The sequence below is a fragment of the Pontibacillus yanchengensis genome (assembly GCF_009856295.1).
GTDB classification, from domain to species: domain Bacteria; phylum Bacillota; class Bacilli; order Bacillales; family BH030062; genus Pontibacillus; species Pontibacillus yanchengensis_A.
The window spans coordinates 1-14,885 of sequence record NZ_WMEU01000004.1; the positions used below are offsets into that span (position 1 = coordinate 1).

16 protein-coding genes, 1 rRNA gene and 1 other RNA gene are annotated in these 14,885 nt (G+C 39.3%); 4 read left to right on the forward strand and 14 right to left on the reverse strand.

Translation table 11 applies throughout. The features are described from left to right. From GLW08_RS12630 to tadA, 9 genes are all read right to left on the reverse strand, one after another. Positions 1 to 111 (reverse strand): 16S ribosomal RNA (locus tag GLW08_RS12630); the annotation flags it as partial. 310 nt (positions 112 to 421) lie between these two features. Continuing rightward, complete coding sequence (locus tag GLW08_RS12635; protein ID WP_160849025.1) at positions 422 to 604, reverse strand: hypothetical protein; 183 nt, start codon at positions 602 to 604, stop codon at positions 422 to 424. 143 nt (positions 605 to 747) lie between these two features. Then, a complete protein-coding gene (locus tag GLW08_RS12640) occupies positions 748 to 1,011 on the reverse strand; it encodes a pro-sigmaK processing inhibitor BofA family protein (RefSeq protein ID WP_160849026.1) in 264 nt (87 codons plus the stop codon). Positions 1,012 to 1,093: 82 nt separating this feature from the next. After that, positions 1,094 to 1,309: a YaaL family protein gene (locus GLW08_RS12645; protein ID WP_160849027.1), complete on the reverse strand. Its 216-nt coding sequence runs from the start codon at positions 1,307 to 1,309 to the stop codon at positions 1,094 to 1,096. 14 nt (positions 1,310 to 1,323) lie between these two features. Then, positions 1,324 to 1,920 (reverse strand): recombination mediator RecR, encoded by a 597-nt coding sequence (gene recR, locus GLW08_RS12650; protein ID WP_160849028.1) that lies wholly within the window; start codon positions 1,918 to 1,920, stop codon positions 1,324 to 1,326. 217 nt (positions 1,921 to 2,137) lie between these two features. Further along, complete coding sequence (locus GLW08_RS12655) at positions 2,138 to 2,452, reverse strand: YbaB/EbfC family nucleoid-associated protein (protein ID WP_160849029.1); 315 nt, start codon at positions 2,450 to 2,452, stop codon at positions 2,138 to 2,140. Between the two features lie 13 nt (positions 2,453 to 2,465). After that, positions 2,466 to 4,178: a DNA polymerase III subunit gamma/tau gene (gene dnaX, locus GLW08_RS12660; RefSeq protein ID WP_160849030.1), complete on the reverse strand. Its 1,713-nt coding sequence runs from the start codon at positions 4,176 to 4,178 to the stop codon at positions 2,466 to 2,468. A 212-nt stretch (positions 4,179 to 4,390) separates the two neighbouring features. Beyond that, positions 4,391 to 4,656, reverse strand: an RNA gene (gene ffs, locus GLW08_RS12665) — signal recognition particle sRNA large type. A 121-nt stretch (positions 4,657 to 4,777) separates the two neighbouring features. Continuing rightward, positions 4,778 to 5,248: a tRNA adenosine(34) deaminase TadA gene (gene tadA, locus GLW08_RS12670; RefSeq protein WP_160849031.1), complete on the reverse strand. Its 471-nt coding sequence runs from the start codon at positions 5,246 to 5,248 to the stop codon at positions 4,778 to 4,780. A gap of 70 nt (positions 5,249 to 5,318) precedes the next feature. Here tadA and GLW08_RS12675 point away from each other — a divergent pair, with 70 nt between their 5' ends. From GLW08_RS12675 to GLW08_RS12685, 3 genes are all read left to right on the forward strand, one after another. Next, entirely contained in the window at positions 5,319 to 5,864 is a 546-nt protein-coding gene (locus GLW08_RS12675) for an isochorismatase family cysteine hydrolase (RefSeq protein WP_160849032.1), read from the forward strand. Between the two features lie 71 nt (positions 5,865 to 5,935). After that, positions 5,936 to 7,225: a LysM peptidoglycan-binding domain-containing protein gene (locus tag GLW08_RS12680; protein ID WP_160849033.1), complete on the forward strand. Its 1,290-nt coding sequence runs from the start codon at positions 5,936 to 5,938 to the stop codon at positions 7,223 to 7,225. Positions 7,226 to 7,368: 143 nt separating this feature from the next. Then, positions 7,369 to 7,956 carry a DUF421 domain-containing protein gene (locus GLW08_RS12685; protein ID WP_160849034.1) on the forward strand — a complete coding sequence of 196 codons (588 nt, stop codon included), beginning with the start codon at positions 7,369 to 7,371 and terminating at the stop codon, positions 7,954 to 7,956. 3 nt (positions 7,957 to 7,959) lie between these two features. On the opposite strand, the gene GLW08_RS12690 is transcribed toward GLW08_RS12685, so the two are convergent. From GLW08_RS12690 to GLW08_RS12705, 4 genes are all read right to left on the reverse strand, one after another. Further along, positions 7,960 to 8,739: a DUF3891 family protein gene (locus tag GLW08_RS12690; RefSeq protein ID WP_160849035.1), complete on the reverse strand. Its 780-nt coding sequence runs from the start codon at positions 8,737 to 8,739 to the stop codon at positions 7,960 to 7,962. A 97-nt stretch (positions 8,740 to 8,836) separates the two neighbouring features. After that, positions 8,837 to 9,355 carry a type 1 glutamine amidotransferase domain-containing protein gene (locus GLW08_RS12695; protein WP_160849036.1) on the reverse strand — a complete coding sequence of 173 codons (519 nt, stop codon included), beginning with the start codon at positions 9,353 to 9,355 and terminating at the stop codon, positions 8,837 to 8,839. A 206-nt stretch (positions 9,356 to 9,561) separates the two neighbouring features. Then, positions 9,562 to 10,878: a lysine N(6)-hydroxylase/L-ornithine N(5)-oxygenase family protein gene (locus GLW08_RS12700; protein ID WP_160849037.1), complete on the reverse strand. Its 1,317-nt coding sequence runs from the start codon at positions 10,876 to 10,878 to the stop codon at positions 9,562 to 9,564. Between the two features lie 109 nt (positions 10,879 to 10,987). Then, a complete protein-coding gene (locus tag GLW08_RS12705; protein WP_160849038.1) occupies positions 10,988 to 11,425 on the reverse strand; it encodes an Rrf2 family transcriptional regulator in 438 nt (145 codons plus the stop codon). Positions 11,426 to 11,618: 193 nt separating this feature from the next. Between GLW08_RS12705 and hmpA the strand changes: the two genes are divergently transcribed. After that, the gene (hmpA, locus tag GLW08_RS12710) at positions 11,619 to 12,860 is read left to right on the forward strand and encodes an NO-inducible flavohemoprotein (RefSeq protein WP_160849039.1); all 1,242 of its coding nucleotides are present in this window, start codon (positions 11,619 to 11,621) and stop codon (positions 12,858 to 12,860) included. A gap of 93 nt (positions 12,861 to 12,953) precedes the next feature. On the opposite strand, the gene acsA is transcribed toward hmpA, so the two are convergent. Next, complete coding sequence (gene acsA, locus GLW08_RS12715; protein ID WP_160849040.1) at positions 12,954 to 14,672, reverse strand: acetate--CoA ligase; 1,719 nt, start codon at positions 14,670 to 14,672, stop codon at positions 12,954 to 12,956. Positions 14,673 to 14,885: the final 213 nt, after the last annotated feature.

Genomic DNA, 14,885 nt, shown 5'->3' on the forward strand with positions numbered 1-14,885 from the left:
TCGATCCACAACAATCACCCCGAAGGGATCATGTTGCTTCACGCGCTCGACTTGCATGTATTAGGCACGCCGCCAGCGTTCGTCCTGAGCCAGGATCAAACTCTCCATAAAATGAAGAAGTTCGCCTTTGCATCATTCAAAATGATTACTGGCTAATTCGTTAAAAAATTAACAGGTTGTTTACAAGTTGTTTTGTTCAGTTTTCAAAGATCAAATGTTTCGTTGTTTTGCTCCGCCGCCAAAACAGCGACTTAATCAGTATAACATTTCGCCGATTTCAAGTCAATAACTTTTTTGTTATTTATTTTTTCTCGGTTGCTGTTTTTTGCCGCCGTCGTTAGCGCGACATTTACCAATGTATCATTTTTCGAAAGGGAAAGTCAATAACTTTTTTTGTTTTTTTGATTTTCTTTTCTTTCGGTTAATGAGTTTTTGTTGCCGCTCTTAATGCGACATATAATAATATACCACGCTGCTTTTTGTGGTGCAATACATAAAAGCAATTTTTCTTTATTTTTTTCTCCATAGAAAAAAGGCGAATGATCGCCTTTTTTAAAAGAAAAGAACATACAATTCTTCCATTTCTAGCCCCAGCGACTAGCAAACTTCCTGTCCTCCTTACGATAAGGTTGTGTGACGCAGCGGTCTAAATCGAACCTCCATCATTTCAGAACTTCCTACGCCGTCCAGTTTATACGTCGCTAAAGTATTTCTTTTTCTTTATATCTAACTACACTTTTCCAAAATCTATAAAACAAATAAATGTATGGCAATTAGTGACGCTAAACCTGGAATACCTAAAAAACCAGAAATGATGGCGGTGAAAGCATTAATAGGAATGTGAAGGCCAAATGATGCACCAAACACATTGAAAAAGAAAAGAAACAAAACGCCTATTACGACTTTCACAGCTCCATTCGCAATAAATCTTACTGGCTTCATAGGAGCCCCCGCAACCAATAAGAACCCTATTAATAGGAAGATTCCTATTATAATAGCAGTTGAGACCATAGAAAAAACCCCCTTTTTGCTTGTCCTTTTTCTTTAGTATATGAATAAGCAAAGGAGGTAAGACCAATATGGTTCTTTTTTGTTATCGAGCGCTCACATTTCTCTTTCTCGCTTCACGTAAAAGGTAAAAATACTTTGCTTCAGAGAGAATTAAATCTCTTGTTCCGTATTCACTCTCATCTATACTATGATCCATGATTTTTTGCAGTGACATCCATTCTTGTTTTAACTGATTGATTTGATCTAATAGCTGTTGGTCGTATAATTCTTTTTGTTTAGTTTTCTTCCTTTTAAACATGAAGATCCCCTTCTTTACAGTTCTCTTCTTCCTTCCATTGCTTTGGATAACGTCACTTCATCAGCATACTCTAAATCGCCGCCTACAGGTAAGCCATGGGCAATTCTGGTTATACGAATTCCGGCCGGCTTTACAAGACGTGAAATATACATTGCAGTCGCTTCCCCTTCAATATTTGGATTGGTAGCAACAATCAGCTCTTCTACTCCCTCATCCTTTAATCTATTGATAAGGGGGGATATGTTTATATCCTCAGGACCAATCCCATCCATTGGAGAAATGGCCCCATGCAAGACATGGTATTTCCCACCAAACTCCTTCATTTTCTCCATAGCAATAACATCTTTAGGGTCTTGAACCACACAGATTAAAGTGCCATCTCGTTGATCGTCCTGGCAGATTGCACACGGATCCTGATCTGTAATATGGCCACAAACAGAACAATGTGTGAGCTCGCGTTTAGCACTCACTAGAGACTTAGCGAAATCTAATACGTCATCTTCTTCCATTTCCAACACAAAAAAAGCCAGGCGCGCAGCCGTCTTGGGCCCTATCCCTGGCAATTTTGTGAAGCTGTCAATCAATTTTGAAATAGGTTCTGGATAATACATTCTTTTTCCTCCTATAAAGAAAAGCTCAGAGCTCCTTGTTCACCCCAGATAAGCTTAAGCAAAGCTTCGCCGTGGCGAATATTGGATTTTGCCCTAAGGGAATAGGTACGAGAGCTAGACATCCAAACCTTATACTCTCTTTCCTTATTAAAAAGCTTGCTGAAAACAGCAAGCTTCAAGGCACTGACAGACGCTTCATAGTAACTACCTGTCAGTCTTAGAACATTCCTGGCATATTCATTCCTTTAGTGAATTCTCCCATTGTATCATTCGTTTTATCATCGATTTGCTTGATTACATCGTTTGTTGCGGCAATAATAAGGTCTTGAAGCATGTCTACATCATCAGGGTCGACTACATCTTCCTGAAGCTGAACATCGGTGATTTCTTTCTTTCCATTTGCAACTACTTTAACCATTCCACCACCAGCTGTAGCTTCGAAACTCATTTCATAAAGCTCTTCTTGAGCTTTCTCCATTTTCTTTTGCATTTTTTGCATTTGCTTCATCATGTTATTCATATTACCTTTCATTCCAATTCCTCCTTTATTCTTCTTGAATTTCTAGTAAATCATCGCCCACTAACTTACGGGCTTCTGAGATAAACGGGTCTTCTTGCACTTCTTCAGCAGCTTCCCCTACCCCTTCTGACGGGTCATCTTGTTGGCGTTGTTTACGAACATACTCTTCTCTTAGTTCTTGCCAATTGTCTTCTGGAATAGGGATGATCGTAATTTCGTTCCCCATAAACTCTGTAAGTAGCTGCTGAATAATTTGTTGGTTCTCTAGAGCTAAAGAACAATGTATTTCATATTTAAACGATAAAACAATAGCCCTATCAGATGCTGCTCTAGGCTTACTATTCATTAGACGAGCATGAGCAGGGGGACTTGCTTGACGTAATTTATCCATGAAACTCGCCCATTGAGCTTGAATGTCTTTCAAACTCCTCTTAGACGCTTCATTCATTACATTCCTTATTCGTTCATAAGGTACTTTATATTGATTTCTGCGATTTCGTTGCTGGGGTTTTTTTGATTCTGCAGGCTGCGCATGGGTAGCAGAATTCATTTGTTGAGCGTTGGCAATTTTCTTTTCAAGTTCGTCTACTTTTTGTTGCAACTTTTGAATTGATTCAGGTTCAACAGCCACTTCCGCGGTAGGAGAGGGGGCTGCTTGTATCTCGCAAATATTTAAAAGCGCAATTTCTATGAATACTTTTGGGCTGTTCGTCCATTTCATTTCCTGCTGGCATTGGTTTAATGTAGAAATAGTTTGTTGGATCCAGTTTGCAGAAAGTTGCTCACTTAATTCCTTAAATGTCTCATCTGGAATAGCGCGTTCTAATATGTCCTCAAGACCTGGCGCGCTTTGATATAGTAGTAAATCTCGCAAGTAATAAATCAAATCAAAAATGAACCGCCCTGGATCTTTTCCCTCTTGAATGAGGGAATCAACGAACCGAAGGGCTTCTTTTACTTCATTTCCACGAAGCGCATGAATGACATTCGCTAGTTTTTCTTGTGAAACAGACCCTGTAACAGCTAACACATCTTCAATGTCCACTTGGTCTTCACTATAGGAGATAGCCTGGTCTAATAAACTTAGCGCATCACGCATTCCACCCTCAGCAGATAAAGCAACTGCTTCAAGAGCTTCATTGGTAATGTTCAATTCTTCCCGAGCTGTAATGTATTGCATTCGTTCTACCAACGAAGCTTGTGTAATGCGTTTAAAATCAAATCGCTGGCATCGAGAAATAATGGTTAACGGAATCTTGTGAGGTTCCGTTGTAGCTAAAATGAATATAACATGCCTTGGAGGCTCTTCTAGTGTTTTTAGCAACGCGTTAAAAGCTCCGATAGAAAGCATGTGTACCTCATCGACAATGTACACTTTATATTGCACTGCACTAGGTGCATATTTTACTTTGTCGCGGATATCACGAATTTGTTCTACACCATTGTTAGATGCAGCGTCAATTTCTATAACATCAGATACAGAACCGTCTTGGATTCCAAGACAAGCATCACATTCATTACACGGTTCTTTTACAGGTCCACGTTCACAGTTTACGGCTTTAGCAAATATCTTGGCCGCACTGGTCTTGCCTGTACCTCTAGGTCCCGAGAACAAATAGGCATGCGAAAACTTATCCTGAACAATCGCATTCTGTAGCGTACGGGTTATATGTGTTTGTCCAACGACATCAGAAAAATTCCTCGGCCGCCATACTCTATACAATGCCTGATAACTCATTGTCCTCGTTCTCCTTTTTGGTTTCTTCCTCATTATACCTAAATACACATATAATTTTCAATGTGAAAAGCGTAGGCAAAGCATATATTGCCAATACCATTTTCTAAATGAAGAAAACACTCTTATATAGAAAAAATGGCTCAAGTCTCATTTTTTCATTCCGTATAAAAAAACTCACCTATGAAAAGGTGAGTTACGTTTATGTATTTGCGCCGTGCACCCACCTTCGATGAGGTGGCCCCAAGCGTTACTTAAGGTCATGGCTCGACCCAGGCAACCCCGCAACACACGGAGATGACCGCTTACTGCTGCTTCCTTCCGGACCTGACAGGATTTACGGGTCCCCATTGTGCAGGACCCAGGTGTCAACACCAATCGCTTAAGGCAGACCTCGAGGCCACCCCACCTAGGGTGGGAATTCGGCCTCGCTATAGCGGCTTGCGAGTACAGGGCACCGCTACCTCCCCGCTTAGCACGGCAAATTTGCTATCAAATTGTTGCTTTAGACATCGTTTTTTGATGTGCAATTCCCAGTATAGCGATTATAAAATGAAAATGCAATGTTAAATCATTGTTAAAGTTTGTTATTGTAGTATAAATTATTCTTTTTTTCGCCTTTTTTCTTCTCTTAGCCGGCGAAAAAAAGACGTCAAAAGGGATGCACATTGTTCATGAAGCACTTCAGGGATTACTTCAGCTTTATGGTTAAATCGTTCATCTTGTAACAAATTCATTAAGGTGCCTGTACATCCAGCCTTTGGATCATAGGCTCCAAAAACTACTCTAGGGATACGTGATTGTAAGATGGCACCAGCACACATCGGACACGGCTCTAATGTGACATATAAGATGCACTCTTCTAAACGCCAGCTGCCTATTGCTTTGTTTGCTTTATCAATAGCAATTAGTTCAGCATGAGATGTTGCTTTTTGAGTAGTCTCTCTTTCATTATACCCCAATGCGATAACTTCTTCATCTTTTACGATTACAGCCCCTATCGGAACCTCTCCTTTTGCTTCGGCTTTTCTTGCTTCCTGAACAGCCAAATCCATATAGTATTCGTGATTCATCGGTTTTCACCACTTTTTATGTTTGATTTAAAGATAATTAGAAAAACTAAGAAAAAAAAGGAGGTTTGTCATGGCCCATCCTAAACACACAGCTATTATCATTATTGACCTGATCAATGATTTCAAATTTAAGCACGGGCAACAATTATTTAAACAAACAGAAAACATCCTACCTAACATCTTGCACTTAAAATCCTACGCTAAAAAACACAATCATCCAATTATATACGTAAATGACCATTATAAGCTTTGGCAAGCAGATTTGAAACGTATTTATTTAAAATGCCGCAACAATCAGAACCAGCACATGCTTGATCAAATCATGCCCAATGAATCAGAGGAAGAATATTTCCTCATTAAACCAAAACACTCAGCTTTCCATCAAACTGCATTACAAGCTTTGCTTTCTGAACTTCATGTACATCATCTTATTTTAACAGGTATTGCCGGAAATATTTGTGTTTTATTTAGCGCAAATGACGCTTATATGAGGGAGTATGATATCTCCGTACCTTCTGATGGTATTGCTTCCAACGACCCAAAAGATAACGAGTACGCATTGACGATGATGAAAAACGTACTTGGCGCCAATATCACTCCAATACGCGAATTTTAGCAAACATACTCAACCTTCCTTTCACATATACCTCATTAATAGATAGGCATTTTGTGAGAGGGGGGACGTGTGTGCAAATCCACGTCGTTAAATCAGGCGATAGTTTATATAGTATCGCAAATCAGTATAGCGTAACAATGGATGAGATTATTCGAGCAAATGAATTGGACACACCAAATAACCTTGTCGTTGGGCAAACGTTAGTTATACCAATTGATGGGCAATATTATTTTGTCCAGTCTGGTGATAGTTTTTACTCGATTGCGCAAAAATTTGGTGCAACTGCTCAGGAATTGGCCAATATCAATAATATTCCACTCCAAAGCTCATTACCAGTAGGGGTCCGTTTATATATCCCACCACAACCGAAAACAGAAGCTGCTTTTAATGGATATGCCGAAACGTATGGTGATAAAGTATCACCTGAATTAGAAGAGTACGTACAAGTACACGCAACATCATTGACATATCTCGGGCCATTTAGCTACCAAATTAATAACGATGGGACTTTAAAACCACCTCCATTAAACAACTACTTCAACATCGCCAAACAAAATAACGTAGCAATGATGCTCGTCGTAACCAACATCAAGGGCGGAAGCTTTGACAAAGAGTTGGGCAGAAAAGTTGTGACAGATACAAACTTCCAAAACAAATTACTAGGTAACATTGTGCAAACAGCCAAAAACAAGGGGTTCACAGATGTCCATTTTGACTTTGAATTTCTTCCTCAAGAAAATCGAAATGACTATAACAATTTCTTACGGAAAGCAAAGAAACGATTATCTGATGCAGGATTTCAAATGTCGACGGCCCTTGCTCCTAAGAAAAGTGCAGAACAAAAGGGAGCATGGTACACAGCACACGATTATAAAACCCACGGTGAAGTTGCAGACTTCGTTGTGTTAATGACGTATGAATGGGGCTATAGCGGAGGCCCCCCCTTACCTGTATCCCCTATCGGACCGGTTCGAGAAGTTGTAAATTATGCTTTGAGTGTCATGCCCGCAAACAAAATTTTCTTGGGGCAGAATTTATATGGATACGACTGGACCCTTCCTTATAAAAAAGGAGGAGATCCTGCTGAAGCGATTAGTCCGCAAAAGGCGATACAACGAGCCAGAAAGTACAATGTCGAAATTGAATTCGACGAAGAAGCTCAAGCACCTTTTTATAAGTACACCGACGAACAAGGGAACAAGCATGAGGTTTGGTTTGAGGACGCCCGTTCCATTCAGGCTAAATTTGATTTAGTGAAAGAGTTAGGATTAAAAGGCATTAGTTACTGGAAACTAGGCTTGAACTTCCCACAAAACTGGGAGCTTCTCGAAAGCCAATTTAATGTTAATAAGCAAGTTTAACAAAAGAACAGACCACTTTATAGCTAAAGAGGCTTAGAGCTTCTTTAGCTTTTTTTGTATATTTCGTGGTATTCATAATTTGTAATGGATTGTCGCAAACTAGAGAATATCTTAATATCTTATTTGAAAAGAGGTTCAAAGGTATGAATGTCATCGTAGAATCAATCATTATGGTTCTGGTGGGCGTATTTTTATTACGCTTTGCTGGAAGGAAATCAATCTCACAAATTTCGCTAGCTCAAACTGTCATTATGATTTCTATCGGCTCGATTATCATTCAACCCATAATAGAATCCAGCCTTTGGAAAACGGCAGTAGCAGCCAGTGTTTTCATCCTTGTCCTAATCATTATGGAGTTTCTTCAACTATGGTTTAATTCAGTAGAGAAACTCATTACTGGTAAATCATACATTGTGATACAAGATGGGGTCATTCAAACAAAAGAGTTGCAGAAGCTCCGTCTTTCTGTCGACCAAACCGAAATGTTTTTACGACAAAATGGAATTAGCAAATTAAGCGATATCAAAACAGCTACCATTGAGCCAAATGGGCAGTTGGGGTACGAATTAACAGAAGACGCTAAACCTCTTACTATCGGAGAGTTTAAACGATTAGCTCACCCATCGATGCTAAAACAACCCATGCCCACTACTTCCACTAAACCAGCGGAGCCACCTAATCTTTTTGATGAACTAAAGAAACAAAAGAATCGCAAATCAACCGACTCTTAATGATCACGATTCCGTATTCCTAAAGGGAACAAATTTCACTTTGCGTTGTTGAAGATTTTCTTCCCTTCTGGCATCCTCCAGCCCTAGTTGTTCTATCTTTTCTATACGTACAGCTTTATAAGGTATCGTTAGCTCAAATGGTCCCGTGAATGGGAAAGGATCTAAACTAATACACCCCTCATTTTCAAAACGTGGCATAATTCCATTCGGAGCTTCCGGAAACTGTTGCCTGAACCCGTTTTTGAACCAGCTTACTTCCTGCTGTTTGGAGGAACCTGGTTCATTCATGCAACAATATAAGGATAGATCATCACAAAACTGCAACAAGGTAAAATGAAATTGAATCGAATCTTTGGTCAATTTGTTCCCTAATTTCTTTTTCAACTTTTCCTGCCTCAGATACTCTTTTGTTAAAAACGCCTTACTATCCTCGTCATCTGATTCCTCATCAAAAAAAGAACAATAATGCATGCTGCACAACAAGGATGCATAAATGGATTGTTTCTCCACTTCATCTACCCCTTCATGATATCGTTCCATCTTCTCTCTCATCGGATAATTATAAAAAGAATAAGGCTGTTGGTTAGCTTGATCCCACGCTGGCTTTTGATCAAGGGGCACCCATCCTCGATCATGAAAGGAAATAGCATATTCCACTTCTTCTCTTACATGTGAAGACAAGAAGTTTTCATCTTTCCACTTATGAGCCATAACTCCCGAAGCCAGCCCATGATAATGTTGCTCAAATAACATAAGTTCATCTGTATGCTTAAGAACGATCATATACATTTCCTCCTTTCTTTTTGATTCTCTCTCACAGAAAAAAATCCTCTATAATATATGTAAAACCCAACTCCAAAGAGCTGGGCTTTGACTACCTTTATTTAGCTAATAGCTGTAATGACTTGTCCACGAATGCAGGTATATCATCAGGGTTCCGACTTGTTACTAGCTGGTCTCCGCAAACAACAACCTCTTCGTCCCGGAAGTCTGCTTTCGCATATTTAATATCTTCTGCAATAGACGTGAAGCCAGTAGCAACTCTGCCTTCTAAGCGATTCGCTGTGATTAACAACTGCGGTCCATGGCAAATCGCAAATACAGGCTTGTTCTCATCCATAAAATGTCTAGCTAAATCTACAAATCGTTGATCGGCACGTAGTTGGTCTGGAGAGAAACCTCCAGGGATTAGAAGAGCATCAAATTCTTTCGGTTTCACATCATCAATGCCTCGATCGATGGTAACCTCATCCTTACCTTGTTTGCCAACTACTTTTTTACCAGCTTCTTTTTCTATTGTAACGACTTCATGTCCCGCTTCTTTGAATTCTTTTACAGGCTTTGTATATTCTACATCTTCAAATAAATCCGTAATAACACAAGCTATTTTCTTAGTCATAATTTCGAACACTCCTTTACCTTGAATTACAGTAAATGTAATTCCCGTTCAGTGTGGGTTTAAACTTAAGAACAATAGCTCAGGGCGTCCGATGTTGACTTATCGTACCGAGGTAAGGGGCACCCACTATTCGCTGGACATTGCCTATATAGCTTATTGAGTTAGTTATGAATAAGGAAATAGTTTAATACATTTCTATGAAAGGATTAGTCCCTCTTCATAGTAAACTGCTGAAAAATCGTACTATTGGATTGAGGATAAACCGTTTTGCCAGCCATCGTATTAATCATTCGCATATTTCGATCTACAGCTAATCCTAAGTTATTATCACCAGTTGCATGAGAATGCTCAATATCTGTGGTAGCAAAAATCTTATGCTGTCGATCATCATGAAAAACAATTTCACAATCACGTGTCAGCTTATAATGTTCATTCCCCTCCCAAACGATTTTGGCCCCAAAGCGCTCTTTTAACCACTTAGGAATATTTGGCTTATACCCCGTTGCCAGAATAAGTTTATCTGTCTCAAAATGAATGGTTTCATCTTCTTGCCATTGATGTAGTTCTAGCATGTAAGTATGCTCGAGTGGCTTGATATCCGTTAATTCTGTTAGTGGTTGAATGGTGACATCGAGTTGTTTGCCTGCAACAGATTTATGGTACAACCAATCATATATATCACTTAAGGTGGAAGGATCCACGCCATTTTGGAGCTTATCCAGCTTAGGCAATGTATTCATGCGCTGTTCATAGGTCAACGAGTTAAAATAATCAACATATTCAGGTGAGAATAATTCTTGAGGCAGCTTCGCCGTATCGAGTTGAAAAATACCTGCAGATCTTGTGAACCAGCTTATCTTATAGTGGTGGTCGTCTTGTTCAGAGAGTAGATCATCGACGATTTCTGCTGCACTCTGACCCGATCCAATAACTGTTACATGGTTAGAGCGTAAAATGGATTCCTTTTCATATAAATAACGACTCGTGTGAACAATATCTTCTTGCGGTAACTTTTCTGCTCCGGGAAGGACAGATGGCTTACTTCCAGTCCCAATCACAATATGTCTACTTTTGTATTGTTTTATATTTCCTGTTTGTTGGTCTTGAACATCGAGGAGGTATCCCTTTTCCTCATTACCTAGCTCGATTTCTTTCACGTCGATAACTTTTTGTCCAAAAAATAAAGAAGGTAACTTGTCTGCCACCCACTTCAAATAATCATTATATTCCGGCCTTGGAACTTCTAACTTTTGAAAGTAAAAAAACGGGTAGATTCGATTGTTTTTATGTAAATAGTTCAAAAACGTATAAGGGCTTGTAGGGTCCGCAAACGTAACCAAATCAGCCATAAACGGTACTTGAAGATCCGTTCCTTGAATCAACATACCTGGATGCCATTGCATCTTAAATGTTTGGTCAAAGAAAACACCCTCTATCTGGTCTTGTTTATCTGCTAACGCTGCTAAACTAAGGTTAAAAGGGCCAATGCCTATACCCACGAAATCATAAAAGGTCTTTTCCATAGTAAGTACACTTCCTTAATTATAGTTCTTACTAATCTTCCCTGAATCTCTGTTAAATAAAACTTAACGAGTGGCACAATATGCCACTCGCCACTCCTTTTATCTAATCTTACTTCATGTCCATCAGAGCTCGCAATTCGTTTGGATTGGATAATAGATCTCCTAGTGTATATTGATCAAGAACACCAAGAAAAGCCCTTAATGCATCGTTTAATGCATGCTTTAATTTACATGAAGGGCTAATGACACATTGATCCGAACCTCCATCAAAACAGTCCACTAGTATAAAGTCTTCTTCCATTTTTCGAACTACATATCCAATATTTATATCCTCTGGTTTCTTTGACAAGCGGATTCCACCGCCTCTACCACGCACGGTATCAACTAATTCCAATTTCCCTAATTGAAATACAACTTTACTCAAATGATTTTGAGATATATTAAATACATTAGATATTTCTTTAATGGAAGAAAGCCCTCCTTCTTCAGTTGAACCAACATAAACCATAACTCTAAGGGCATAATCTGTATATTTTTTCAGACGCATCGTCTAACACTCCTTTGGTACCCTATCCAAAAACACTTTATTATCATAACAAAAATCTAGTTAAGAAACGAATGAAATATTTAACAAAATAGACACAAAAGATTCATTTTAAATATTGCTTTTAAGTCTTAAAGTCAACTACACTTAGATTATAAGAAAAACATTACTTATATTTCCAAAGGAGGGCTCATTCATGAGTACCCAAACCGCAAATCAGTTAGATCAAAGGACAATTGATATTGTAAAATCCACCGTTCCTGTACTAGCTGAACACGGCGAAGCTATTACGAAACGTTTTTACCAATTACTCTTTGAAAACCATCCAGAACTGAAGCATGTCTTCAATCAGGCAAATCAAAAAATGGATAAACAACCAAAAGCACTAGCAAACGCAGTATATGCTGCTGCTCAATATATTGATCAACTAGAAGTCATCCTTCCAGCTGTTAAACAAATCGCCCATAAGCATCGCAGCTTAAATATTAAGCCTGAGCAATATCCTATTGTTGGAGAGAATTTACTAGCAGCGATTAAAGATGTCCTGGGGGATGCAGCTACAGATGACATCATAGAAGCTTGGGGAAAAGCGTACACGGTCATTGCAGACGTATTTATACAAGTCGAACAAGACATGTACCAAGAAGTTGCTCATAAAAATGGTGGTTGGCTTGACTATAGAGACTTTAAGATTACACATAAGATCCAAGAAAGTGATGTTATCACATCTTTCTATCTATCTCCTGTAGATCAAGGAACACTACCAGATTATAAAGCTGGACAATACATCACCATCAAAGTAAATATTCCCGGTTCTGATTACACTCAATTACGTCAATATAGTCTTTCAGATGCACCAGGTAAACCTTATTTCCGCATTAGTGTGAAACGCGAAGATGAACAAAACGATAAACCTGCAGGTGTCGTTTCAAATTATCTTCATCACTCTATTAACGTAGGGGACACTCTCCCGATCAGTGCTCCTGCCGGTGACTTTACATTGCAAGAAAGCGATCAACCGCTTGTACTTATTAGTGGAGGAGTTGGGCTTACTCCATTAGTGAGCATGTTACATGATTCTCTACAAAAACAGCCTGATCGACCTGTTTACTTTATACATGCCGCACAAAATGGTAGCGTTCATGCGATGAAAGAACATCTAACGAACCTTCAAGAAGAATACGTAAATGCGCAAGTTTACACATGCTATTCCAATCCAACAGTTGAAGATCAACAAACAAACTACCACCAATTAGAAGGCTTTGTGAATCTCCCTTGGCTACAGTCCATTCTTCCATCAAACGAAGCAGCATTTTATTTTTGTGGACCTGAGGGTTTTATGAAAAATGTAAACCAAATGCTAACAGAATGGCAGGTATCTCCTGAGTCTATCAACTATGAATTCTTTGGACCTCAGGGCAGTTTAGAAGTTTCGTAGCGTAATCAAATTCACCCCATTATTCTAAATTACCTATTTTAAACAAATTAAACTCCCAGCACAAAAAGGTGCTAGGAGTTTCTTTATCTTACTCTATTCATCTAATGTAGATAAATCCCCTGTCGGTAATCCTAGTTCCCAGGATTTTAATAGACGGCGCATGATTTTACCGCTTCGGGTTTTCGGAATCTTATCCTTCACTTCTAATTCGCGTGGGGCTGCGTGAGCACTTAGACCTTTCTTCACGAATTGACGGATATCTTCTAGAAGTTCTTCAGATTCTTGATACCCTTCGTTTAAGGTGATGAAAGCTTTAATAATTTCACCGCGCTCCGGATCTGGCTTACCAATAACACCAGCCTCAGCAACCGCTTCGTGTTCAATCAATTTACTTTCTACTTCAAATGGTCCAACACGTTCACCAGATGTATTAATAACATCATCTAAACGCCCCTGGAACCAGAAATAACCTTCTTCGTCGTAATAGGCACTGTCTCCAGAAATGTACCAACCGTTCAAGAAATAGCTCTCGAATTTTTCTGGGCGCTCCCAAATTGCTCTCATCATAGAAGGCCATGGAGCTTTAATCGCCAAATTGCCCATTTGGTTTGGAGGAAGTTCATTTCCCTCATTATCAATAATAGAAGCAACAATACCAGGGAATGGTTTGCCCATAGAACCAGGCTTCATTTCCATAGCTGGATAGTTACAAATGAGCTGAGCCCCCGTTTCTGTCATCCACCATGTATCATGAATGCGTAGTTTGAAGGCATCTAGTCCCCAAGCAATAACTTCAGGATTTAGTGGTTCCCCGACACTTGCAATATGGCGAAGCTTGGAAATATCATATGGTTTTACGGCCTCTTCCCCTGCGCTCATTAATTTACGAAACGCTGTCGGTGCAGAATACCAAACCGTTACCCCATGATCCTGTATGGCTTTGTACCAATTTTCTGGGCTAAAACGACCTCCAACGATTACGTTCGTTACACCATTTAACCATGGACCAAAGATTCCATAGCTTGTTCCTGTAACCCAGCCTGGATCAGCAGTACACCAGTACACATCATCTTCCTTTACATCCAGCACCCATTTTGTCGTTTGATAGTGCTGAAGCATAGCATTATGAACATGATATACTCCCTTAGGCTTTCCAGTAGAACCAGAAGTGTAATGAAGTAACATTCCATCCTCTAAATCTACCCATTCTATACCGAAACTTTCACTTGCTTGACTCATTTCTTTATGAAAGTCAATGAAACCCTCTTCATTCGTTTTAGGGTCATCACCGACTAAAACGATTTGTTTTAAATGTGGTAATTCTGAGTAAGGAACACGTTCAAGCAGTTCAGGAGTCGTAATCAGCATCGTTGCTTCACTATCCTCTAGACGGTCTCGAACAGCTTGCTCCATAAATGCCTCAAATAATGGCCCTGCAATTGCACCTACCTTGAGGATACCAAAGAACGCTGAATAGAATTCAGGACTACGTGGCATGAAAAGGAAAACACGATCCCCTTTTTCAATACCATGACTGCTTAATACGTTAGCAAATTGGTTACTTGATTTCTTTAACTGAGAAAATGTTACGTGCTCTTCACGGTCAGGAGCCGAGTAGATTAATGCATCCTGATCTGCCTTATTAGGATTTTCAGCATGACGGTCGACAGCTTCATACGCTATGTTAACCTTTCCTGTCTCAGACCAACTGAATTCCTTTTTCACATCTTCCCAATCAAATTGTTTATAAGCTTCCTGGTAGTCTTTCAGATTAAAATTTCCTTCCTTCACTTCAATACGTTGCATGTTCATTTGATCACCTCATCCCTAAATTGTAAACGATTACACCTTAATGAAAAATTTTTACCACTCCATGCTGTGTGGTAATATGCATGATTAAACGTCAGAACATGTATATTCTGACCCTAGTCCATCCTTTCGTTTAACTCAATGAGGAGTGGCAATAGTGAGTTTTTTATTGAAATATTTAAAAAATTAGGTTAATTAATTCCATTGTAAGGCAGT

What these genes read in the sequence shown, in the direction of transcription:
- GLW08_RS12675 (WP_160849032.1), top strand. Translation starts at nt 5,319, where the DNA reads ATGGCCCATCCTAAACACACAGCTATTATCATTATTGACCTGATCAAT.
- GLW08_RS12645 (WP_160849027.1), bottom strand. Translation starts at nt 1,309, where the DNA reads ATGTTTAAAAGGAAGAAAACTAAACAAAAAGAATTATACGACCAACAG.
- GLW08_RS12705 (WP_160849038.1), bottom strand. Translation starts at nt 11,425, where the DNA reads ATGCGTCTGAAAAAATATACAGATTATGCCCTTAGAGTTATGGTTTAT.
- GLW08_RS12640 (WP_160849026.1), bottom strand. Translation starts at nt 1,011, where the DNA reads ATGGTCTCAACTGCTATTATAATAGGAATCTTCCTATTAATAGGGTTC.
- tadA (WP_160849031.1), bottom strand. Translation starts at nt 5,248, where the DNA reads ATGAATCACGAATACTATATGGATTTGGCTGTTCAGGAAGCAAGAAAA.
- dnaX (WP_160849030.1), bottom strand. Translation starts at nt 4,178, where the DNA reads ATGAGTTATCAGGCATTGTATAGAGTATGGCGGCCGAGGAATTTTTCT.
- GLW08_RS12685 (WP_160849034.1), top strand. Translation starts at nt 7,369, where the DNA reads ATGAATGTCATCGTAGAATCAATCATTATGGTTCTGGTGGGCGTATTT.
- GLW08_RS12655 (WP_160849029.1), bottom strand. Translation starts at nt 2,452, where the DNA reads ATGAAAGGTAATATGAATAACATGATGAAGCAAATGCAAAAAATGCAA.
- GLW08_RS12690 (WP_160849035.1), bottom strand. Translation starts at nt 8,739, where the DNA reads ATGATCGTTCTTAAGCATACAGATGAACTTATGTTATTTGAGCAACAT.
- GLW08_RS12695 (WP_160849036.1), bottom strand. Translation starts at nt 9,355, where the DNA reads ATGACTAAGAAAATAGCTTGTGTTATTACGGATTTATTTGAAGATGTA.
- recR (WP_160849028.1), bottom strand. Translation starts at nt 1,920, where the DNA reads ATGTATTATCCAGAACCTATTTCAAAATTGATTGACAGCTTCACAAAA.
- GLW08_RS12700 (WP_160849037.1), bottom strand. Translation starts at nt 10,878, where the DNA reads ATGGAAAAGACCTTTTATGATTTCGTGGGTATAGGCATTGGCCCTTTT.
- hmpA (WP_160849039.1), top strand. Translation starts at nt 11,619, where the DNA reads ATGAGTACCCAAACCGCAAATCAGTTAGATCAAAGGACAATTGATATT.
- acsA (WP_160849040.1), bottom strand. Translation starts at nt 14,672, where the DNA reads ATGAACATGCAACGTATTGAAGTGAAGGAAGGAAATTTTAATCTGAAA.